Source organism: Pseudomonas sp. G3-19 (assembly GCF_054855875.1).
This window is the reverse complement of the sequence record NZ_JBMPIQ010000003.1, coordinates 3,649,858-3,670,327: the sequence shown is the minus strand read 5'-3', so window position 1 is coordinate 3,670,327 and position 20,470 is coordinate 3,649,858. Positions and strand designations below refer to the sequence as shown.

At 61.9% G+C, this 20,470-nt stretch carries 19 protein-coding genes; 8 read left to right on the top strand and 11 right to left on the bottom strand.

The features are described from left to right. The first annotated feature begins 156 nt into the window (after positions 1 to 156). The 3 genes from ACOYXI_RS16915 (at position 157) to fdhA (ending at position 3,268) form a co-directional block, all read left to right on the top strand. On the top strand, positions 157 to 789 hold the full coding sequence (locus ACOYXI_RS16915) for a sarcosine oxidase subunit gamma (protein WP_461675077.1): 633 nt from the start codon (positions 157 to 159) through the stop codon (positions 787 to 789). Positions 790 to 1,005: 216 nt separating this feature from the next. Continuing rightward, positions 1,006 to 1,863 (top strand): formyltetrahydrofolate deformylase, encoded by an 858-nt coding sequence (gene purU, locus ACOYXI_RS16910; RefSeq protein ID WP_003228959.1) that lies wholly within the window; start codon positions 1,006 to 1,008, stop codon positions 1,861 to 1,863. A 205-nt stretch (positions 1,864 to 2,068) separates the two neighbouring features. Beyond that, on the top strand, positions 2,069 to 3,268 hold the full coding sequence (gene fdhA / locus ACOYXI_RS16905) for a formaldehyde dehydrogenase, glutathione-independent (protein ID WP_027610665.1): 1,200 nt from the start codon (positions 2,069 to 2,071) through the stop codon (positions 3,266 to 3,268). Positions 3,269 to 3,484: 216 nt separating this feature from the next. On the opposite strand, the gene ACOYXI_RS16900 is transcribed toward fdhA, so the two are convergent. Both ACOYXI_RS16900 and ACOYXI_RS16895 read right to left on the bottom strand, forming a co-directional pair. Beyond that, entirely contained in the window at positions 3,485 to 4,159 is a 675-nt protein-coding gene (locus ACOYXI_RS16900; RefSeq protein ID WP_098965968.1) for an anti-sigma factor, read from the bottom strand. Continuing rightward, positions 4,156 to 4,791: an RNA polymerase sigma factor gene (locus tag ACOYXI_RS16895; RefSeq protein WP_139055836.1), complete on the bottom strand. Its 636-nt coding sequence runs from the start codon at positions 4,789 to 4,791 to the stop codon at positions 4,156 to 4,158. Before ACOYXI_RS16895 ends, ACOYXI_RS16900 begins: the two co-directional genes overlap by 4 nt. Positions 4,792 to 4,939: 148 nt before the next feature. Here ACOYXI_RS16895 and ACOYXI_RS16890 point away from each other — a divergent pair, with 148 nt between their 5' ends. Further along, complete coding sequence (locus ACOYXI_RS16890; protein WP_135296719.1) at positions 4,940 to 5,497, top strand: DUF2780 domain-containing protein; 558 nt, start codon at positions 4,940 to 4,942, stop codon at positions 5,495 to 5,497. 1 nt (position 5,498) lies between these two features. Here ACOYXI_RS16890 and ACOYXI_RS16885 read toward each other — a convergent pair whose 3' ends face one another. Then, positions 5,499 to 6,386, bottom strand: a complete 888-nt coding sequence (locus tag ACOYXI_RS16885) for an acyltransferase (RefSeq protein WP_135296718.1) — start codon at positions 6,384 to 6,386, stop codon at positions 5,499 to 5,501. A gap of 309 nt (positions 6,387 to 6,695) precedes the next feature. Here ACOYXI_RS16885 and rloA2 point away from each other — a divergent pair, with 309 nt between their 5' ends. The 4 genes from rloA2 (at position 6,696) to creD (ending at position 10,941) form a co-directional block, all read left to right on the top strand. Further along, positions 6,696 to 7,199 (top strand): retropepsin-like aspartic peptidase RloA2, encoded by a 504-nt coding sequence (gene rloA2 / locus ACOYXI_RS16880; protein ID WP_007962587.1) that lies wholly within the window; start codon positions 6,696 to 6,698, stop codon positions 7,197 to 7,199. Between the two features lie 68 nt (positions 7,200 to 7,267). Further along, complete coding sequence (gene creB, locus ACOYXI_RS16875; RefSeq protein ID WP_027610670.1) at positions 7,268 to 7,948, top strand: two-component system response regulator CreB; 681 nt, start codon at positions 7,268 to 7,270, stop codon at positions 7,946 to 7,948. Further along, positions 7,948 to 9,366, top strand: coding sequence for a two-component system sensor histidine kinase CreC (creC, locus tag ACOYXI_RS16870; RefSeq protein ID WP_461675076.1), 1,419 nt, complete (start codon positions 7,948 to 7,950; stop codon positions 9,364 to 9,366). The genes creB and creC overlap by 1 nt, the downstream gene beginning before the upstream one ends. A 204-nt stretch (positions 9,367 to 9,570) precedes the next feature. Continuing rightward, positions 9,571 to 10,941: a cell envelope integrity protein CreD gene (gene creD / locus ACOYXI_RS16865; RefSeq protein WP_461675075.1), complete on the top strand. Its 1,371-nt coding sequence runs from the start codon at positions 9,571 to 9,573 to the stop codon at positions 10,939 to 10,941. A 172-nt stretch (positions 10,942 to 11,113) separates the two neighbouring features. Here creD and ACOYXI_RS16860 read toward each other — a convergent pair whose 3' ends face one another. The 8 genes from ACOYXI_RS16860 to ACOYXI_RS16825 all read right to left on the bottom strand — a co-directional run bounded on the left by ACOYXI_RS16860 (position 11,114) and on the right by ACOYXI_RS16825 (position 20,381). Next, on the bottom strand, positions 11,114 to 11,743 hold the full coding sequence (locus tag ACOYXI_RS16860; protein WP_135296713.1) for a glutathione S-transferase: 630 nt from the start codon (positions 11,741 to 11,743) through the stop codon (positions 11,114 to 11,116). A gap of 193 nt (positions 11,744 to 11,936) precedes the next feature. Next, complete coding sequence (locus ACOYXI_RS16855; RefSeq protein WP_139055827.1) at positions 11,937 to 12,116, bottom strand: hypothetical protein; 180 nt, start codon at positions 12,114 to 12,116, stop codon at positions 11,937 to 11,939. Further along, positions 12,113 to 13,237, bottom strand: coding sequence for a PepSY-associated TM helix domain-containing protein (locus ACOYXI_RS16850; RefSeq protein WP_461675074.1), 1,125 nt, complete (start codon positions 13,235 to 13,237; stop codon positions 12,113 to 12,115). The genes ACOYXI_RS16855 and ACOYXI_RS16850 overlap by 4 nt, the downstream gene beginning before the upstream one ends. Before the next feature lie 74 nt (positions 13,238 to 13,311). Further along, positions 13,312 to 15,750 carry a TonB-dependent siderophore receptor gene (locus ACOYXI_RS16845; protein ID WP_461675073.1) on the bottom strand — a complete coding sequence of 813 codons (2,439 nt, stop codon included), beginning with the start codon at positions 15,748 to 15,750 and terminating at the stop codon, positions 13,312 to 13,314. A gap of 217 nt (positions 15,751 to 15,967) precedes the next feature. Beyond that, on the bottom strand, positions 15,968 to 16,939 hold the full coding sequence (locus ACOYXI_RS16840; RefSeq protein ID WP_461675072.1) for a FecR domain-containing protein: 972 nt from the start codon (positions 16,937 to 16,939) through the stop codon (positions 15,968 to 15,970). Beyond that, complete coding sequence (locus ACOYXI_RS16835) at positions 16,936 to 17,454, bottom strand: RNA polymerase sigma factor (RefSeq protein WP_096797587.1); 519 nt, start codon at positions 17,452 to 17,454, stop codon at positions 16,936 to 16,938. The genes ACOYXI_RS16840 and ACOYXI_RS16835 overlap by 4 nt, the downstream gene beginning before the upstream one ends. A 288-nt stretch (positions 17,455 to 17,742) precedes the next feature. Then, a complete protein-coding gene (locus tag ACOYXI_RS16830; RefSeq protein ID WP_098965946.1) occupies positions 17,743 to 18,450 on the bottom strand; it encodes a 3'-5' exonuclease in 708 nt (235 codons plus the stop codon). Further along, positions 18,447 to 20,381: a putative nucleotidyltransferase substrate binding domain-containing protein gene (locus ACOYXI_RS16825; RefSeq protein WP_461675071.1), complete on the bottom strand. Its 1,935-nt coding sequence runs from the start codon at positions 20,379 to 20,381 to the stop codon at positions 18,447 to 18,449. Before ACOYXI_RS16825 ends, ACOYXI_RS16830 begins: the two co-directional genes overlap by 4 nt. Positions 20,382 to 20,470: the final 89 nt, after the last annotated feature.

Below are 20,470 nucleotides of genomic sequence, written 5' to 3'. Positions count from 1 at the left end.
TCGGCTCCTGTGGAGTGCCAGTCGCACCGCGGTGACTTCATCGCGAGCAGGCTCACTCCTACAGGTGATCGCGTACCCCTTGTAGGAGTGAGCCTGCTCGCGATAGCGGTAGATCTGCTTGCAAAGGGTTCAAGTCAGAATTAAGGAAGGTGCTTTATGACCACAGCCAACGTATACCAACAACGCCCGACCACCGGGGCCAAGGCCGAGTCGTCGCTGCACCATGCCGACCTCGCCAGCCTGGTCGGCAAGGGTCGCAAGAACGCCGGCGTCATCGTGCGTGAAAAGAAACTCCTCGGTCACCTGACCATTCGTGGCGATGGCCACGATGCAGCCTTCGGCGCTGGCGTGCACAAGGCCCTCGGCATTGAGTTGCCGGGCGCCCTGAGCGTCATCGTCAAAGGCGAAACCAGCCTGCAATGGATGGGCCCGGACGAGTGGCTGCTGATCGTGCCAAGCGGTGAAGAGTTCGCCGCCGAGCAGAAACTGCGCGAAGCGCTGGGCGACCTGCACATCGCGATCGTCAACGTCAGCGGCGGCCAGCAAGTGCTCGAACTGAGCGGGCCGAACGTGCGTCAGGTGCTGATGAAATCCACCAGCTATGACGTGCACCCGAACAACTTCCCGGTCGGCAAAGCGGTGGGCACGGTGTTCGCCAAGTCGCAGCTGATGATTCGCCATACCGCCGAAGACACCTGGGAACTGCTGATCCGCCGCAGCTTCTCGGACTACTGGTGGTTGTGGTTGCAGGATGCGTCGGCCGAGTACGGGTTGAGCGTACAAGCCTAAAAGCTTACCCCCTCACCCCAGCCCTCTCCCCCAGGGGGGAGAGGGGGGAAGGGAGCAGATTTGTGTGGTTTTCGAGCCTGAGTTCGCCGCGATATTTCAGGTCGGCGTAGCTCGAAAGAACACCTCGGTCAGTCCCCTCTACCTCCGGGAGAGGGCTAGGGTGAGGGGCAAAAATCCCCCAGACACCGCGCACAAAAGAACAGGAGTCACCGCACCATGAGCCGCGCCCCAGACACATGGATTCTGACCGCCGACTGCCCCAGCGTGCTAGGCACGGTGGACGCGGTGACGCGTTTTCTGTTCGAGCAGGGTTGCTACGTCACCGAGCACCATTCGTTCGATGACCGGCTCTCGGGCCGTTTCTTCATTCGCGTGGAATTCCGTCAGCCTGACGGTTTCGACGAACAATCCTTCCGCGCCGGCCTTGCCGAGCGCGGTCAGGCGTTCGGCATGGTCTTCGAGCTGACCGCGCCGAACTACCGGCCAAAAGTGGTGATCATGGTTTCCAAGGCCGATCACTGCCTCAACGATTTGCTTTACCGCCAGCGCATCGGCCAGTTGTCGATGGACGTGGCGGCGGTGGTGTCCAACCATCCGGACCTCAAGCCGCTGGCCGACTGGCACCAGATTCCCTACTACCATTTCCCCCTCGACCCCAACGACAAACCGGCGCAGGAGCGTCAGGTGTGGCAGGTGATCGAAGAGTCCGGCGCCGAACTGGTGATCCTCGCCCGCTACATGCAGGTGCTGTCACCGGAGCTGTGCCGCAAGCTCGATGGCAAGGCGATCAACATTCACCACTCGCTGCTGCCGGGGTTCAAGGGTGCCAAGCCGTATCACCAGGCCTACAACAAGGGCGTGAAGCTGGTCGGCGCGACGGCGCATTACATCAACAACGACCTCGATGAAGGGCCGATCATTGCCCAGGGCGTCGAGGCGGTGGATCACAGTCATTACCCGGAGGATCTGATTGCCAAAGGGCGGGATATCGAGGGGCTGACCCTGGCCCGGGCCGTGGGTTATCACATCGAAAGAAGGGTGTTTTTGAACGCCAATCGCACGGTCGTTCTTTAGATCGCTTTCGCGAGCAAGCCCGCTCCCACAAGGGATTTGTGTTGAAACACAGGTCTCTGTCACACCCAAGATCAACTGTGGGAGCGGGCTTGCTCGCGAAGAGGCCATGACTGACAACGCAAGACCAACAAGCAATAACCCGAGCACTTAACGCGCTGCCTGCCTGGGCAACGCAGTTCCATAAAAACAACAGCGAGGTGAAAGCATGTCTGGCAATCGTGGTGTGGTGTATCTCGGCGCTGGCAAGGTCGAAGTACAGAAAATCGACTATCCGAAAATGCAGGACCCGCGTGGCAGGAAGATCGAGCACGGGGTGATTCTGCGTGTGGTGTCCACCAACATCTGTGGCTCCGACCAGCACATGGTGCGCGGCCGGACCACGGCGCAGACCGGTCTGGTGCTGGGTCACGAAATCACCGGCGAAGTGATCGAAAAGGGTTCCGACGTCGAGAACCTGAAGATCGGCGACCTGGTTTCCGTACCGTTCAACGTGGCTTGCGGGCGCTGCCGTTCCTGCAAGGAGCAACACACCGGCGTCTGTCTGACCGTCAACCCGGCCCGTGCCGGCGGTGCCTACGGTTATGTCGACATGGGCGACTGGACCGGCGGCCAGGCCGAATACGTGCTGGTGCCTTACGCTGACTTCAACCTGCTGAAACTGCCGGATCGCGACAAGGCCATGGAGAAAATCCGCGACCTGACCTGCCTCTCCGATATCCTCCCGACCGGCTATCACGGCGCAGTGACGGCGGGCGTTGGCCCTGGCAGCACCGTTTACATCGCCGGCGCCGGCCCGGTCGGTCTGGCCGCTGCAGCCTCGGCGCGTCTGCTGGGGGCGGCGGTGGTGATCATCGGCGACGTCAACACCATCCGCCTGGCGCACGCCAAGGCTCAGGGTTTTGAAGTGGTCGACCTGTCCAAGGACACGCCGCTGCACGAACAGATCGCCGCACTGCTGGGCGAGCCGGAAGTCGATTGCGCGGTGGATTGCGTGGGCTTCGAAGCGCGCGGCCACGGGCATGACGGGGTGAAAGCCGAAGCACCGGCCACTGTGCTCAACTCGCTGATGGGCGTGGTGCGTGTAGCCGGCAAGATCGGTATTCCGGGCCTGTACGTGACCGAAGATCCGGGCGCGGTCGATGCCGCCGCGAAAATGGGCAGCCTGAGCATCCGCTTCGGTCTGGGCTGGGCCAAATCCCACAGCTTCCACACCGGCCAGACCCCGGTGATGAAGTACAACCGCCAACTGATGCAGGCGATCATGTGGGACCGCATCAACATCGCCGAAGTGGTCGGCGTGCAGGTCATCAGCCTCGACCAGGCGCCGGAAGGTTACGGCGAGTTCGATGCCGGTGTGCCGAAGAAGTTTGTGATCGATCCGCATCGGTTGTTCAGTGCGGCGTAAGCTTCAGGCAGTGCAGAACGGCGACCTCAAGGTCGCCGTTTTTTATGGGGATGAGCACGAAACCTGTGGCGAGGGAGCTTGCTCCCGCTCGGCGGCGAAGCCGTCGTAAAATCCACACATGCGGCGTCTCAGGAAAATTACCCACACAAGATTTGGGCCGCTTCGCAGCCCAGCGGGAGCAAGCTCCCTCGCCACAAAAGGTTTGTGGTGCCAGAGTCAGAGAGCCGCTAACGCGCCTTGGTAAAGCACTGGCCCCGTCGGTTGCCCGGTCGGCGAACCACCTTTCGGTTCCAGACTCACCGCCAGCGCAATCGGCTGGCCGATCAAGACTTTCTGCGCCGCGCTCAGTTCAACCTTGCCTTTGCCGCCTGCAGGAATCACCCCCAGCGAAATCGGCTTGCCGTCCGCCGGTATCGCCCACAGTTCCAGGCTGCGATCTGGCCCGACTGCCGCCAATGTCAGCGGTTCGACTTGCAGATAATCCGCATGCGCCTCGACCTTCAGTGCCGGCTGCGTGTCGGCGCTCAGCAAGGTGGCGCGGTAGCGGGCGTCGTCGCGGTTGTACAGCGAGCCGAGGAATACCAGAACCACGATCGAGCAGAGTGCGGCGGTAACCCGCAGCCAGTTCCAGAACGGACGTTTTTCCGGGACGTGCAGTACTTGCGGCTCGATCCGCGCGGTGATGCCTTGCCACACCCGATCTGGCACCGGTTGCTCCGGCAGCGTTTCGGTAAGGCTGGCGAGGCTCTCCTGCCACTGCGCCAACTCGGTTCGCAGTGCTGCGTCATCCAGCAGCAATTGTTCAAAGCGCCGACGCGCCGCCGACGACATCAGGCCAATGGCGTAATCGGCAGCGAGGGCGCGGCGCAAGGCGGGGGTCTGGTAGTTCATGATTCAAGGCACCTGCGCAGACGCTCCATGCCGCGACGAATCCACGACTTCACCGAGCCCAGCGGTGCCGCCAGGTGTTCGGCCAGTTCCGAGCAGGAAAGGCCCTGGAAGTAGGCGACGCTGATCGACTGGCGCTGCATGCCGTCGAGGGTGTCCAGGCAGCGATGCAGCGCGCTGGCTTCGCGGCTGCTGTTCAACAGGTCGTGGGCCGAAGGGCCTTGGTCCGGCAGGGTGTCCTGTTCGAAATCGGTCAGCGGCCGTTCGCGTTGTTTGCGCAACTGGTCAATGGCCTGATGGCGGGTGATGTTGATCATCCAGGTCAACGGTGCCGACAAATGGGCTTCATAGCGTGAGGCGTTGTTCCAGATGCGCACGAAGCTTTCCTGCAGCACGTCCTCGGCCAGATCCGCCCGGCCCATGAAGCGCAAGGCCACGCCGTGCAGGCGCGGGCCGACGCTGCGATAGAGCGTTTCGAATGCACCGCGGTCGCCCAGTGAGCACTGGGCCAACAGCTGGCGCAACTGATCGGGGTCGGCGATGGAAATGACGGCTCTCCAGGCAATGGGCGGGCGACGAGGGCGCTGCTCGGGCTGTTCACAGGCTAGTTCAGCGACGGCGCTTGTGCCATTCATCTCGGGTTATCCGCGGTTTCACGTTTTATATACGTGGCTATGCTGAAAATGGATGCGTCGGCGAGGAACATGCTGGCTGAAACCCGGTCAAACCGGCAGTTTTGCCGCTCATAGACGGGCGGTTACCACAGCGCAAGAGGATGTCTGAATGAAGATTTCACGCGGTATTGCCTTGGCTTCACTGATGACCCTTGCAGCGAGCCCGGTGTTTGCCGGCTTCAGTCTGGACGACGTGACCAAAGCGGCTGCAAGCATGCAGGGTGGCAACGCTGCCACCGCCGCCGCTCCGACCTCGGAAACCGCCGGTTTGCTGCAAGCCGTTACCGGTCTCGGTGTTACGCCTCAGCAAGCCGTCGGTGGCACCAGCGCCATGCTCGGCCTGGCCAAGAATCAGTTGAGCAGCACCGATTATTCGCAGCTGGCCAAAGAAGTGCCGGGCATCGACAAACTGTCGGGCGGCAGCGGCAACCTGGCGGCGTTGAGTGGTTTGCTGGGTTCGTCGGGCAAGTCGGCCGGGCTGGAAAACGCGCTGGGCAACGTCAAGGACACCAACGACCTGAACAATGCCTTCGGTGCGTTGGGCATGGACAGCGGCATGGTCGGCCAGTTTGCCCCGGTGTTGCTCAAGTACCTGGGTGATCAGGGCGTCGGCGGCCCGCTGCTGCAGAGTCTGGGCAGCATCTGGGGCGCCGGCACCGGTAGCTGATTCAGCCGCGCTCGCCGCGCAGTTCGCTGATGCGCTGATCCTTCTCGGTCCAGAGCTGGTTGACCCAGTTCTGGACCTGCTGGCGAAACTGCGGATCGTTCTCGTAATCGCCCTGCGACAGTGCCGGGTCGAGTTCGCGGGTCTGGATGTCGACAATCACCCGCGGCACGCTGCCGCTGATCAGATCCCAGAACCCCGGAATCTTCTGCTGTGGATAAACCACGGTCACGTCAAGCAGCGCATCCAGCTGTTCCCCCATCGCCGCCAGAACAAACGCCACACCTCCCGCCTTGGGTTTGAGCAGATGCTTGAACGGTGACTGCTGCTGCGCGCTTTTCGCCGCGGTGTAGCGGGTGCCTTCCAGATAATTCACCACCGTCACCGGCTGGCGTTTGAACAGCTCGCAGGCCTGTTTGGTGATTTCCAGATCCTTGCCCGCCAGTTCCGGGTGCCTAGCGAGGAACGCCTTGGTGTAGCGCTTCATGAACGGGTAATCCAGCGCCCACCACGCCAGCCCCAGAAACGGTACCCAGATCAGTTCTTTCTTGAGGAAGAACTTGAAGAACGGCGTGCGCCGGTTGAGGGTCTGGATCAGCGCCGGAATGTCGACCCACGACTGATGGTTGCTGACCACCAGGTACGAGGTGTCACCACGCAGGTCTGCGCCGCCGCGAATATCCCATTGGGTGGGGATGCACAGGCGAAAAATCAGCTTGTCGATTTCCGCCCAGGTCTCGGCAATCCACATCACCGCCCACGAGGCGTAGTCGCGCCAGCGCCCCGGCGCAATCAGTTTGAGCAGGGCAAAGACCAACAACGGCCCGATCAGGATCAGGGTGTTGAGCAACAGCAGCAGGGTGACGAAACAGCCGGTGAGCAGGCGGCGCATAAGCAACTCTATGAAGGCGGATGGGCGCGCCATGATAAGTGGCTTCGGGTGAGAGGCCAAATCGATGGTGACGAATGTTTCACTTTTGGCTGGCTATGCTGGCGCTGATTACTGTGTTGGCAGGGCTGGGCTCTTCGCGAGCAAGCCCGCTCCCACAGTGGATCTTCAGTGTGCATGCCATCTCCAACAGATCCCGGATCCCCTGTGGGAGCGGGCTTGCTCGCGAAGGCGGACTCAAGCGAACCAATTGCTCGCCGGCTGTCTAAAATCTCGCGTCTGACGCCCTCATTTTCCAAGGAAGCCCTCTACGTGAAATCCCTCCTTGCACTGTTTGCCCTCGTCGCCCTGCCGGTCATGGCCGCCGAGCCGACCCTGTACGGGCGTTACGAATACATCGCGCTGCCGGAAATCGGTGGTGAGGTGCTCAAGGCCAAGATGGACACCGGCGCGCTGACCGCCTCGCTGTCGGCCAAGGACATCGAGACTTTCACCCGCGACGGCGAGAACTGGGTGCGTTTCCGCCTCGGCACCAAGGATGCCAGCAACAAGGTCTACGAACACAAGGTCGCGCGGATCAGCAAGATCAAGAGCCGCTCGGATGAAGAGGACGAGGGTGACAGCACTGAAGTCGCCAAGCGCCCTGTGGTCGATCTGGAACTGTGCCTGGGCAACGTCAAGCGCACCGTTGAGGTCAACCTGACCGACCGCAGCAACTTCAACTACCCGCTGCTGATCGGTGCCAAGGCCTTGCGCGAGTTTGGCGCAGCGGTGAACCCGGCGCGGCGTTTCACCGCCGACAAGCCGGACTGCTAAGTGGTCTCATTGACGTAACGCCAGGCTTGGGGCACCGTTCGCGCACTTAACCCATGGGCTCGGACGCCATGCCTCATATCCTGATTGTCGAAGACGAAGCGGCGATTGCCGACACGCTGATTTTTGCCCTGCAGGGCGAGGGGTTCGCTACCACGTGGCTGAGCCTCGGCGCGGCGGCGCTGGAGTTTCAACGGCAGACCCCGGCTGACTTGATCATTCTCGATATCGGCCTGCCGGACATCAGCGGTTTCGAAACCTGCAAACAGCTGCGGCGCTTCAGTGAAGTGCCGGTGCTGTTTCTCAGTGCCCGGGACGCCGAGATCGATCGGGTGGTGGGGCTGGAAATCGGCGCCGACGATTACGTGGTCAAGCCGTTCAGCCCACGTGAGGTTGCGGCGCGGGTACGGGCGATTCTCAAGCGCATGGCGCCGCGTCCTGCGGTTGAAGCGTCCTCGACGCTGTTTCGCATCGATGCCGAGCGTGTGCAGATCGTCTATCGGGGACAGCCGTTGAGCCTGACCCGTCATGAGTTTCGCCTGTTGCAATGCCTGCTCGAACAACCGCAGCGGGTGTTCAGCCGCGAGCAATTGCTCGATGCGCTGGGGGTTGCCGCCGACGCCGGTTACGAGCGCAGCATCGACAGCCACATCAAAAGCGTGCGCGCCAAATTGCGCCTGGTGCGGGCCGATGCCGAGCCGATCCAGACCCATCGCGGCCTCGGTTACAGCTACAGCCCGGGGCACAGCTGATGTCGTTGGGGCTGCGGATTTTTCTGGTGTATGTGCTGTTTATCGGCCTGACCGGTTACTTCGTGCTCAACACGGTGATGGAAGAAATCCGCCCGGGCGTGCGCCAGTCCACCGAAGAGACTCTGGTCGACACCGCCAACCTGATGGCGGAAATCCTGCGTGATGATTTCAAGGCCGGCACGCTCAGCGAGAACCGCTGGCCCGAATTGTTGCGGGCCTACGGCGAGCGCCAACCACAGGCGACGATTTGGGGTTTGCCGAAAAACCAGGTCAACCACCGCATCTACGTCACCGACGCCAAAGGCATCGTGGTGCTGGATTCCAGCGGCGTGGCGGTCGGACAGGATTACTCGCGCTGGAACGACGTCTACCTGACTTTGCGTGGTGAGTACGGCGCTCGTTCGAGCCGCAGCGATCCGAATGATGCGAACTCCTCGGTGATGCACGTCGGCGCGCCGATCCGCGACAACGGCCGGATCATCGGCGTGGTTACCGTGGCCAAACCCAACAGCTCATTGCAGCCTTATGTCGATCGCACTGAGCGGCGTTTGCTGTTTTACGGTGCCGGGCTGATCGGCCTCGGTCTGCTGTTCGGCGCTTTGCTGTCGTGGTGGCTGAGCCGCGCGCTGCACCGTTTGACCGGGTATGCGCAGGCGGTGAGCGAATGCCGGCGAGTGGAAGTGCCGCATTACCGTGGCGGCGAACTGGAGCAACTGGCGACGGCGGTGGAACAGATGCGCACCCAGCTCGAAGGCAAGGCTTACGTCGAGCGCTACGTGCACACCCTGACCCATGAATTGAAAAGCCCGCTGGCGGCGATTCGCGGTGCGGCGGAATTGCTGCAGGACGAGATGCCAGCGATTCAGCGCCTGCGCTTTGTCGGCAATATCGACAGCGAAAGCGCACGGATGCAGCAGTTGATCGAGCGGCTGTTGAATCTGGCGCAAGTGGAACAGCGGCAGGGTCTTGAGGAGCGCGTGGCGGTGCCGCTGGCGGCATTGGTTGATGAATTGTTGCGGGCGCAGGCAGCGCGCATCGAAGGCCGGCGGCTCAAGGTCGAGCAGACGATTGCGCCAGATCTGCTGCTGATCGGCGAGCCGTTTCTGTTGCGTCAGGCGTTGGGCAATCTGCTGGAGAATGCGCTGGATTTCACCCCGGTCGCCGGGCTGCTGCGCTTCAGTGCCGAGCGCGTGGGGGAGCAGGTCGAGTTGCGCTTGTTCAACGAAGCAGCGGCGATTCCCGATTACGCCTTGCCACGCTTGAGTGAACGGTTTTACTCGCTGCCGCGTCCGGACAGTGGGCGCAAGAGCACCGGGTTGGGGCTGAACTTCGTTGAAGAGGTGGTGAAGTTGCATGGTGGGTCGATGCATATCCGCAACGTCGAGAGCGGTGTGGAAGTGACATTGCGCTTGTCCTGAGACCGAGTCGCTGCCTTCGCGAGCAAGCCCGCTCCCACAGGGGGGGGGTGTTGAAACACAGGTCTTGGTCACACCAAAGATCAACTGTGGGAGCGGGCTTGCTCGCGAAGGGGCCGGTGCAGTCTCCACACAATCTCCATATTCCCCCCACATTCCCCTCATACATCAACAGCAGACTCTGCCCATCCAAACAGGGAGAGTCCCATGAACAAGAATCTGACCATAAAGCTCGGGGCTATTGCCCTGCTGATCTTGCTGTTGCTGATCCCGCTGCTGATGATTGACGGCATCATCGATGACCGTCAGCAATTGCGCGATGGTGTGCTTGAAGACATCGCTCGCAGCTCCAGCTACAGCCAGCAACTGAGCGGGCCGGTGATGGTGGTGCCGTATCGCAAGGTGGTGCGCACCTGGAAGACCAACGAGAAAACCAGCCAGCGCTATGAGGAACTCGGCGAAGAGCGCGGTCGGCTGTACTTTCTTCCGGAGCGCTTCGAGCTCGACGGCCAGGTGCAGACCGAGCTGCGCAATCGCGGTATTTACGAGGCGCGACTGTTCCATGCCGACAATCGCATCAATGGGCATTTCTCGTTGCCGGCGCAATTGGGGATCAAGGAAGACTTTGCCGATTACCAGTTCGACGCGCCGTTTCTGGCGGTGGGCATCAGCGATATTCGCGGCATCGAAAACGCCCTGAAACTGGAACTCGATGGCCAGCGCCTGGACTTCGTACCCGGCACCCAGGTCGGCTGGCTCGGCGAAGGCGTGCGGGTCACGCTGCCGGCGCTGGATACCCGCAACGCCACGGAGCTGACCTTCGGTTTCGATTTGCGTCTGCAAGGTACCGGTTCGCTGCAGGTGTTGCCGGTGGGCAAAAGCAGTCACGTCAGTCTCGCCGCCAACTGGCCGCACCCCAGTTTTGTCGGCAACTTCCTGCCGGGCAAACGCGAAATCAGCGACCAGGGTTTCAGCGCTGATTGGCAGACCACGTTTTTCTCCACCAACCTGCAGGAAGCGATGAACCGCTGCGTGCTGGGCAATGACTGCGAGGCGTTCAACGGGCGCAGCTTTGGTGTGAGCTTCATCGATCCGGTGGATCAGTACCTGAAGAGTGATCGGGCGATCAAATATGCGCTGTTGTTCATCGTCCTGACGTTCGCCGGTTTCTTCCTGTTCGAAGTGCTCAAAAGTCTGGCGGTGCACCCGGTGCAATACGCATTGGTCGGGGTGGCGCTGGCGTTTTTCTACCTGTTGCTGTTGTCGTTGTCGGAGCACATCGGCTTTGCCCTGGCGTATCTGCTGTCGGCCAGTGGCTGTGTGCTGTTGATCGGGTTTTATGTTTGCCACGTGCTGCACAGCGTGCGCCACGGCCTGAGTTTTTCTGCGGGATTGGCGGCGTTGTATGGCCTGCTGTATGGCTTGCTCAGCGCTGAGGACTACGCGCTGCTGATGGGGTCGCTGCTGCTGTTCGGCTTGCTCGGGGTGTTCATGGTGCTGACGCGCAAACTCGACTGGTATGGGATCGGGCAGAAACCGGCCAGGCCGCTGGAGTTTGATGTGGGGGCGATGCAATGAGCGGGTTGCGGGAGGATCAGCGCTGGAAGGAAGAGTTGGTGACGCGGATTGTCGGGTTTCTGCCTGTGGAAACGAAGTGGTGCCTTCGCGAGCAAGCCCGCTCCCACAGGAGTACGCATTCCAATGTGGGAGCGGGCTTGCTCGCGAAGAGGGCGGAACAGGCGCCGCAGCCTTAAGGCTTGGGCATCGTGGCAACCATGGACGGTCGCTGGCTCACGTCGAAATACCAGTTGGCCAGTTGCGGATTGGCGCTGCGCCAGTCCAGATCCGGATGACGCAGATCGATGTAACCCAGTGCACAAGCGACGCTGATCGCCGCCACGTCGAAATGGCTGGTCAGCTCGGCGATGGCGTCACTTTCCAGATAGGCCAGGGCGCGACGAATCTTCTCGCGCTGGGCGTCGAGCCACTCGTCCCAGTGTTTTTCCGGGGCGCGCAGCACCAGTTCGTAACGCACCATCACCGAGGCGTCCATGATCCCGTCGGCCAGCGAGGCCAGGGTCAGACGCCGCCAACGGGCCGCTCCTTCGCGAGGGATCAGCGGATTGCCGACGTGCTGCTGGTCGAGGTATTCGAGGATCACGCGGCTGTCATGGATCACGCTGCCGTCGGCCAGACGCAGGGCCGGAATCTTGCCCAGAGGGTTGTCGGCGTTGAGCGCAGCGTCCGGGCTGACCGGGGTGAGGACGCAGTCTTGCAGGGCGACGCGATCCTGCTGGCCGGTCTCGTGCAACAGCACCATCACTTTGCGCACGAACGGGGAGAGCGTGTTGTGAAACAGGGTCATGCTGGGGGCGGACATTGGCAAACCTCGGTGGTCATCGAAGAGCAGGAGATTAGCCTAGTCAGATACAGAGCGGCAGGCGAGGGATTTGCGGGTGCTCATGAGGCCGCCTTCGCGAGCAAGCCCGCTCCCACACTGGATCTGTTTCGTTCACAAATCCCCTGTGGGAGCGGGCTTGCTCGCGAAGAGGCCCTGTCAGGCAGCACAAAAATCACTCGCGCGGCAGCAAGCCTCTTATGGCCAGAAATGCGGGAACACCCAGCCCGACCCAACTCAACGCATCCCAGATCCCGTCCCCCAGCAACGCCGAAAACAACCCCGCCGCACTCAGCAGCGCAATCACCAGCGGCGTGCTGAAGACCTTCCAGAAATTGCTCTGACGCGGCTTCATGCAGCAACCTCCAACGGCAACGGTTTTGCCGCTTTACGCCGCACCACCCACAGATACACGCCGCTGCCGAGGACGATGATGGTCAACACGTCGAGGGTCGCCCAGAGGATTTTCATCGGCATGCCGCCGTAGTCGCCGAAATGCAGCGGCTGGGACATGCCCATGGCGTCCATGTACCACGGGCGTTCACCGACGGCGGTGACTTGCAGGGTGCTGGCGTCGATCAGCACCGGCGTCAGCAGGTGCGAGGTCAGGTGCGTGCCGCCCTTCATGAAGACTGAATAATGATGCTCGCTGGAAAAACGCGTACCGGGGAAGGCGATGAAGTCCGGGTTCATCCCCGGCGCCACGTCGCGGGCGATGTCGAGCAGGCGGGTGGCCGGTGCCAGTCGGGTCAGCGGCGGGGCATCGCGGTAGGGCGCGACCATGGCGCTCAGCGTGTCATTGCGCCACGCGGCAATGAGCAGATCGGCGCAGGCGCTGATCACTCCGGTGACGCCGACCACCAAGGCCCAGGTCAGGGTGACGATGCCGATCAGGTTGTGCAGGTCGAGCCAGCGCAGGCGGGTGGACTTGTCCTGACGCACGGTGCCGAACTGCAAGCGGCGCATGAACGGCAGGTAGAGCACCGTACCCGAGATGATCGCGACCACGAACAGCAGACCCATGAACGCCAGCAGCAACTTGCCCGGCAGCCCGGCAAACATGTCGACGTGCAGGCGCAAGATGAACAGCATCAGCCCGCCATTGGCCGACGGGGTTTCCAACGCTTCACCGGTGCGCGCATCGAGCATGAAGGTGTGCGACGAGTTCGGTTCGGTGCCGGCAGTTTTCGCCATGATCGTCAGCACGGCGTTCGGTTCGTCGTCTTCGAAACCGAAGTACTGCACCACTTCACCTGGGCGATGTTTTTCTGCGGCCTCGACCAGTTGCGCCAGGTTCAGGCGCGGCGTGTCGACCGGCATCTCGCGCACTTGCGGGGCATCGCCGAGCAGGTGCTCGATTTCGTGATGAAAGATCAGCGGCAGACCGGTCAATGCCAACAGCAGCAGAAACACGGTGCAGATCAGGCTGGTCCAGGTGTGGATGAACGACCAGCGGCGAATTGTTTTACTTTTCATTTCATGACCTTCAAAAACACCGAAGCCGTCCACGGGGGACGGCCTGGTGACAGAACCTGTTTCAGCTCACGCGCTTACCACTTGTAAGTGGCGCTGGCGATGACGCTGCGCTGGTCACCGTAGTAGCAGTAGTAGCCGTCGCAGGTGGAGATATAGTCCTTGTCGAACAGGTTGGTGGCGTTAATTGCCAGCGACGCACCTTTGAGGCTGTTGTCGAGGCGACCGAGGTCGTAATGCACCGAGGCGTCGAACACGGTGTAGGCGTCCGCCTTGCCCAGCCAGGTGTTGGCCTTGTCGCCGTAAGTGTTGCCGGTGTAACGCACGCCACCGCCGATGCCGAAACCGTCGAGTACGCCGCTGTGCCAGGTGTAGTCGGTCCACAGCGAAGCTTGCTGGTTAGGCATCAGTTGCAGGCGATTGCCCTTGTCCACGCCTTTCTGCACTTCGGACTTGGCCAGGGTGTAGGCGGCGATGACTTTCAGGTTATCGGTGACGTCGGAAACCGCTTCCAGCTCCAGGCCTTTGACCTTCACTTCACCGGTCTGGCTGGTGATGGTCACGTTGTTGACGATGCTGTTGACCGCGACGTTCTTCTGGGTCAGGTCATACACCGCAGCGCTCAGCAGAGTCTTGCTGCCCGGCGGCTGGTACTTGATGCCCAGTTCCCATTGCTTGCCTTCGGTCGGCTTGAGCGAACCGGTGGAGGTGGCATCGGCGCCGCTGGTTGGCTGGAAGGATTCGGCGTACGACAGGTACGGCACGAAGCCCGAGTCGAACACGTAGCTGAGCGCCGCGTTGCCACTGAACGCCTTGTCGCGCTGGGTGTTGGTGGCGTCGCCCTTGTTGATGAACTGCGTGCCGGTGTGCACCCAGTCTTCACGCCCGCCGAGGGTCAGGCGCCACTGGTCGAGGGCCATCTGGTCCTGTACGTACAGGCCGGTCTGGTAGGTCTTCTGGTCATAGTCATAGAACGCCGAAGAACGTGCTGGACGGGTGATCGGCTGACCGTAGATCGGGTTGTTGACGTTAATGTCCGGCGCGGTGCCGAAGATCGACGTGTAGTTGGTGTTGCTGCGCTGGTGATCCAGACCGAGCAACAGCGTATGGCGGATGTCGCCAGTGGCGAAGTCGGCCTGGAAGTTGTTGTCCACGGCGAACTGGCTGATGTCTTCATCAACGTTGGTGGTGCCGCGACCGACATTGCCCTGAGCATCCACGGTGAAGCCGGCGAACGATGGGTTGTAACTGTTGACGGTCACGGTCTGGAACGACAGATCCGACTTGGTGTAGCGCAGGTTCTGCTTGAACTGCCACACCTCGTTGAGGCGATGCTCGAAGGCATAACCGAGCGCGTAGTAGGTGCGGTCGTAGAAGTCGTAGTCCGGATCACCGAGGTTCTTGTGATGGGAAATCTTGCCGAACGGCATGTCGATCTTGGTGCCCTGAATCGGGTAGAACTGGCTGGTGACACCGGTATCGTCGCGGGTGAACTGGGTCAGCAGGGTGAATTTGGTGTCGTCATCGATGTTCCAGGTCAGGCTCGGTGCGATGTTATAGCGCTTGTTTTCGATGTGATCGATTTGCGTGTCGCTGTCGCGCACCACACCGCTGATGCCGTACAGAAACTGCCCGGCATCGTCGATCTTGCCGGTGCTGGCGAAGTTGATCTGACGATGGTTGTCGCTGCCGTACTGCAACTGGATTTCGCTGCTGGCTTCCGCGCTCGGGCGCCGGCTGACCATGTCCAGCAGACCGCCCGGCGGCGTCTGGCCGTAGACGGAAGAGGCCGGGCCGCGCAGCAGCGCGAGGCGGTCGAGGTTCCAGGTTTCAGGCTTTGGGTTGGCGTATACGCCCTTGGGCAGCGGCAGGCCGTCGAGGAACTGAGTCGGCTCGAAACCGCGCACCCGCAGCCAGTCGATACGGGTGTCGCTGCCGTAGCTGCTGGCGGTGATGCCCGGCATGTAGCGTACGGCGTCATCGAGGCTGTGCACGCTGCGGTCGTCCATTTGCTGACGGGTGGCGACCGAGATCGAGCGCGGTGCTTCGACCAGCGCGGTGTCGGTCTTGGTGCCGGCGGCGGTGCGGGTGGCGGTGTAGCCTTCGACCGGGCCCCAGGCGGTTTCCAGGTTTTCCACGCCGATGACTGCGGTTTCCGGCAGCGCCAGTGTCCCTTCCGGCACCGCCACCAGGGTGTAAGTGCCGGTGCTGCTTTGTTCCAGTTGCAGACCGGTGCCTTGCAGCGCCGCGCGCAGAGCACCGGCGGCGTCGTACTGACCGCTGACCGGCGCAGAGGTCTTGCCGGCGGCCAGCGACGGATTCAGCGACAACGCGAGGCCGCCCTGGCTGGCGATCTGGTTCAGCGTGGTCGACAGCGGCGCCGCTGGCAGGTTGTAGGCACGCACGCTGGAGGCCTGTTCAGCAGCGAGCAACGGGCTGCTGATCAGCGGCGCGCTGAGGGCGATGGCGACGGCCAGCAGACTGGGGCGCAGCAAGGTGTCTAGCGAACGGGACATGCGAAGGCTCCTGAATGGAAATATTTCTCAATTGCCTGTGTGCCGGACGAGAATTGAAAAGTGATAGGGCTGGATGAAAATAATTTCGATTAACTGGGAGTGGGGCGGCCGATTCGGAATTTTCGAGTGCTGCGGGTGGCCCTATCGCGAGCAGGCTCACTCCTACAGGGGGAACGCATTCCTGCTCGCGATAGCTATTTCCCTGACAACGAATTTTTTAAGGCTTGGTATCAGCCTTCGCCACCGTGACCCAATACGGCGTGTGCTGCTCGATCTGCACCGGCAGGGTCGGCAGCAGCGCACTCAAGGCCTTGTCGGTGTCGTGCAGCGGGAAGCTGCCGGTGATGCGCAGGTCAGCGATTTCCGGCGCCACGCCCAGATATCCGCGGCGATAACGCGCCAGTTCATGCACCAGGTCTTCCAGTCGCGCGTTGTCCACCACCAGCATGCCGCGGGTCCAGGCATCGGCGCCGGGCGTGAGCGCGGCGACCGTGTCGAGGCCGTCATTGCGGATCAGCACTTGCTGGCCTTCGCGCAGGATCCGCTCTTCAGGATGGCTTTGCGGATGCGCCGCCACCGCCGATTGCAACACGCTCAAGCGTGTGCCTTGGTCTTCACGCTTGACCAGAAACCGTGTGCCCAACGCGCGCATGCTGCCTTCGCGCGTCTCGACAATGAACGGCCGCGCATCGCCGTGACCGGTCTCGACCATGATCTCGCCTGCCTGCAACACGATCAGCCGCTGCCTGGCATCGAAACGCACATCCACCGCGCTGTGGGTGTTGAGGTTGAGCACGGTGCCATCGGCCAGGCGCACCGTGCGCTGCTCACCGGTGGCGGTGCGTTGATCGGCGAGCCAGTAATCCAGCGGCAAGTAGCGATCCCCGGCAAACAACGCCAGACCGACGAGCGCCACCACGCTGGCCAATCCGCTGCCGAGCTTGCGCACGCGCCGCCGAATGCCTTCGCGCGATTGCAGCAAGGCCGCGCGGGCCGGGCCGTTGGCGACGCTGAAGCGCTGATCGAGCATGCCCAGTTGGCGCCAGGCGCGGGCGTGTTCTTCATGGGCCGCGTGCCACTTGGCGAACTCCTCGCGCTCCAGCGGACTGCCGGAATCCAGCGACAACTGCCAGGCAATCGCCGCGTCCAGCACCTGAGCCGAGACCGGTTTGGAACTGGCCGGGTTCATGTCGGCTCACCGTACAGGGCGATGTAGCACTGGCGAATGCCTTGCGCGAGGTACTGCCGCACGCGGGGCACCGAGACGCCAAGCTTCTCGGCGATTTCGGCGTGGCCGAGGCCGTCGAGGCGGTTATACAGGAAAGCGGCGCGGGCCTTGGTCGACAGTTTGCCGAGCAGGCGGTCGATGGCCTTGAGGTCTTCGAGGATCAGTTGCTGTTCTTCCACCGAAGGCTGTTCGCCTTCGGGGATCAGCATCAATTCAGTGAGGTAGGCCTGCTCCAGCGCGGCGCGGCGGAAGTAGTCGAACAGCAGGCCCTTGGCGATCGCCACCAGAAACGCCCGGGGTTCGCGCGGCGTCAGCAGTTGCTCGCGACCGAGCAGACGCACGAAGGTATCCTGGCTCAGGTCTTCGGCCCGTTGCGGGCAAGCCACATTGCGCCGCAACCAGCTCAGCAGCCAACCGCGATGGTCGCGATACAACGCACCGACGAGTTCACTGTGAGGGCTTGGGACTGACGACACCAGACGCACCGATTGGGAAATGTTAACCAACGAGAATTGTTCGCGATTCTCGCAGAGGTGGGAATGGTTAGCAATTGGCCACTGGTCGGGTGGGTGCACAAGAGCTGCCCCTCACCCTAACCCTCTCCCGGGGGAGAGGGGACCGATCAGGGAATATTCTGGAGCTGCACCGACCGGAAAGTGCTTTGCTGAATCCATAATCGATCTGGTTTTTCAGGTCGATGTATAACGCAAGACAATAAGGTCAGCTCCCTCTCCCTTTGGGAGAGGGTTGGGGTGAGGGGGCTTTTAGAAGGACGGCGCCTGCTGACGACGTTTCCACTGACTCAAACGCTGCTGCAGGTTCAACGGACTATGAATCTGCTGCTGCCGCGCCCGGCTGAACAGGATCAGCGCCAGCTCCGCCGTCGCCAGTGCATCGGCACTCGCGTTGTGCCGCTCGAACACCTCAAGCTTGAACCAGTCGATCCATTCATCCAGGCCGGCCTCGCGGATATTCGCCTGCGGACACAGCAGCGGCGCCATGTCCGCGACATCCAGAAACACATTCTGCAGCTTGTAGCCCAGGTGTTCCCGCAGCGCGCGCCCAAGCATGTGCTGATCGAAGGGCGCATGAAACGCCAGCACCGGGCTGTCACCGATAAATTCCATAAGCTCCAGCAACGCCTCGGCCGGGTCGCTGCCGGCGGCAATCGCGTTCGGCCCCAGGCCATGGATCAACACGCTCGGGCTGAGCTTCAGCTCCCGACATTGCAGAGTGCGCTCGAACTGCTGACTGAAGTCGATCGCGCCGTCTTCGATGACCACCGCGCCGATCGACAGCACGCGATCCTTGTTCAGGTTCAGCCCGGTAGTTTCCAGATCGAGCACCACCCAGCGCTGCTCGCGCAGGCTGTATTCTTTCAGTTCGCTGATCGCCGGCAACGTCGCCAGACGTTGTTGCAGGTCTGCCGACAGCAGTGGGCTGGCCGGCCGCAGCCACGAAAACAGGCTCATAGCTGATACCGCAAGGCCAGGCTGCTTTGCAGGCGCTGGGCCTGGCGCAGGGATTCGCGCAGGATGCGCCGATCCAGATGATTGAGGCTGTCGGGATCGACCCGGTTCGACCAGGGCAGATTCTCACGGCTCTGGATCTGGTGTTGCTGCATGCGCGTCTGCTGGATGAAGTGGTAAGCCTCTTCATACGCGGCGCCATCGAGACGTTCGATGACCTCTTTTTCGACCAGCTGACGCAAGCGCTCCAGTGTGTTGTTGGTTTCGATGCCATGCGCCAGCGCCAACAGGCGTGCGCCGTCGACGAAGGGCGTCAGGCCCTGAACCTTGAGGTCGAGGGTGGCTTTCTCGCCGTTTTTGCGCGCCAGCACAAACTCGCGGAAACGCCCCACCGGCGGACGATTGCGCAGCGCGTTCTCGGCCATCATGCGCTGGAACAAACGGTTGTCGCCGACCTGATCGAGAATCCCCCGGCGCAGTTGTGCGCAGCCTTTCTCGTCGCCCCAGACCACCCGCAGGTCGAAATAGATACTCGAACCAAGCAGGTTCTCCGGCGTCGCCTCGCGGATAAATGCTGCAAAGCGCCGCGCCCATTCCGCGCGCGACAGGCACAGTTCGGGGTTGCCGGCCATGATGTTGCCCTTGCACAGACTGAAGCCGCACTGCGCCAGGCTCTGGTTGATCTGCTGGGCGATTGGCAGCAGTTTGCCGCGAATCTCCGCCGCATGCGCCGCGTCCCGCGCTTCGAACAGAATGCCGTTGTCCTGATCGGTGTGCAGCGTCTGCTCGCGCCGGCCCTCGCTGCCGAAACACAGCCAGCTGAACGGTACGCCGGGGTCGCCTTTTTCGGCGAGGGTCAGTTCGATCACCCGGCACACGGTGTGGTCGTTGAGCAGGGTGATGATGTGGGTGATCTGCGTCGAAGACGCACCGTGAGCGAGCATGCGTTCGACCAGTTGGCCGATCTCGCCGCGCAGGCTCACCAGTTGTTCGATGCGCTGGGCACTGCGGATGGTTCGGGCCAAGTGCACCAGATCGACCCGTTGCAGCGAGAACAGATCACGCTCGGAAACCACGCCGCACAGGCGCTGATCCTTGACCAGACAGACGTGGGCGATGTGCCGTTCGGTCATGGCAATCGCCGCGTCGAAAGCGCTGTGATCGGGCGACAGAAAGAACGGCGAGCAGGTCATGTGGCGCTCGATGGTTTCGCTGAAATCACCGCTGCCATTGGCGACCACTTCGCGCAGATCACGCAGGGTGAAAATCCCTAGCGGCGCCTTGTGTTCATCCACCGCGACGATGCTGCCGACCTGTTGCTCGTGCATCAGCTTCACCGCTTCGCGCAACGGCGTGTCGGGGCTGCAAGTCACCGGATGGCGCATCGCCAATTCGCCGAGGCGGGTGTTCAGCGAATACTGGGTGCCGAGGGTTTCCACGGCTTTCTGCTGGACTTGCTGGTTGACCTGATCGAGCAGGCTGCTGACCCCGCGCAAAGCGAAATCGCGGAAGCTGTTGGACAGGGCGAACAGTTTGATGAACGCCGGTTTGTTCAGTTGCAGGCAGAAGGTGTCTTCGCTGGCCAGATGCTCGGTGCGGGTCGCCCGTTCGCCAATCAGCGCGGCCAGCGGGAAGCATTCGCCGGTGGTGATCTCGAAGGTGGTTTCGGTGCCAGGCCGGGTGATGTGCTGGCGTTCGCCGACCACTCGGCCCTGTTTGACGATGTAGAAATATTCGACCGGCCCGTCGGCGGGCTTGATGATGCTTTCGCCCTGGCCATAGAAGCGCAGCTGACATTGTTCCACCAGAAAAGCCAGGTGGGCGTGTTCCATCTGATTGAAGGGCGGGAAGCGTTGGAGGAATTGCAGGGTGCCCTGAATGTTCTGCAACACCGCGGTTTTCCCTGCCTGGGTGAAGGCGTCCGCTTTACTCATAACCATTACCGCAGTCTTTTTTGAATTGTTGTTGTCGGATCGTTGCAGCCATGGTCGGCCCCTGCGCGCGGGGTGCCCATTGGACGTAA

Excerpts from the sequence above, each read along its gene's own strand:
- ACOYXI_RS16885 (WP_135296718.1), bottom strand. The coding sequence starts at position 6,386 with ATGCGCCGCCTGCTCACCGGCTGTTTCGTCACCCTGCTGCTGTTGCTC.
- ACOYXI_RS16825 (WP_461675071.1), bottom strand. The coding sequence starts at position 20,381 with ATGAGTAAAGCGGACGCCTTCACCCAGGCAGGGAAAACCGCGGTGTTG.
- creB (WP_027610670.1), top strand. The coding sequence starts at position 7,268 with ATGCCTCATATCCTGATTGTCGAAGACGAAGCGGCGATTGCCGACACG.
- creC (WP_461675076.1), top strand. The coding sequence starts at position 7,948 with ATGTCGTTGGGGCTGCGGATTTTTCTGGTGTATGTGCTGTTTATCGGC.
- ACOYXI_RS16890 (WP_135296719.1), top strand. The coding sequence starts at position 4,940 with ATGAAGATTTCACGCGGTATTGCCTTGGCTTCACTGATGACCCTTGCA.
- purU (WP_003228959.1), top strand. The coding sequence starts at position 1,006 with ATGAGCCGCGCCCCAGACACATGGATTCTGACCGCCGACTGCCCCAGC.
- ACOYXI_RS16895 (WP_139055836.1), bottom strand. The coding sequence starts at position 4,791 with ATGAATGGCACAAGCGCCGTCGCTGAACTAGCCTGTGAACAGCCCGAG.
- ACOYXI_RS16900 (WP_098965968.1), bottom strand. The coding sequence starts at position 4,159 with ATGAACTACCAGACCCCCGCCTTGCGCCGCGCCCTCGCTGCCGATTAC.
- creD (WP_461675075.1), top strand. The coding sequence starts at position 9,571 with ATGAACAAGAATCTGACCATAAAGCTCGGGGCTATTGCCCTGCTGATC.
- ACOYXI_RS16860 (WP_135296713.1), bottom strand. The coding sequence starts at position 11,743 with ATGTCCGCCCCCAGCATGACCCTGTTTCACAACACGCTCTCCCCGTTC.
- ACOYXI_RS16850 (WP_461675074.1), bottom strand. The coding sequence starts at position 13,237 with ATGAAAAGTAAAACAATTCGCCGCTGGTCGTTCATCCACACCTGGACC.
- fdhA (WP_027610665.1), top strand. The coding sequence starts at position 2,069 with ATGTCTGGCAATCGTGGTGTGGTGTATCTCGGCGCTGGCAAGGTCGAA.
- ACOYXI_RS16845 (WP_461675073.1), bottom strand. The coding sequence starts at position 15,750 with ATGTCCCGTTCGCTAGACACCTTGCTGCGCCCCAGTCTGCTGGCCGTC.
- ACOYXI_RS16915 (WP_461675077.1), top strand. The coding sequence starts at position 157 with ATGACCACAGCCAACGTATACCAACAACGCCCGACCACCGGGGCCAAG.
- ACOYXI_RS16855 (WP_139055827.1), bottom strand. The coding sequence starts at position 12,116 with ATGAAGCCGCGTCAGAGCAATTTCTGGAAGGTCTTCAGCACGCCGCTG.
- ACOYXI_RS16830 (WP_098965946.1), bottom strand. The coding sequence starts at position 18,450 with ATGAGCCTGTTTTCGTGGCTGCGGCCGGCCAGCCCACTGCTGTCGGCA.
- ACOYXI_RS16840 (WP_461675072.1), bottom strand. The coding sequence starts at position 16,939 with ATGAACCCGGCCAGTTCCAAACCGGTCTCGGCTCAGGTGCTGGACGCG.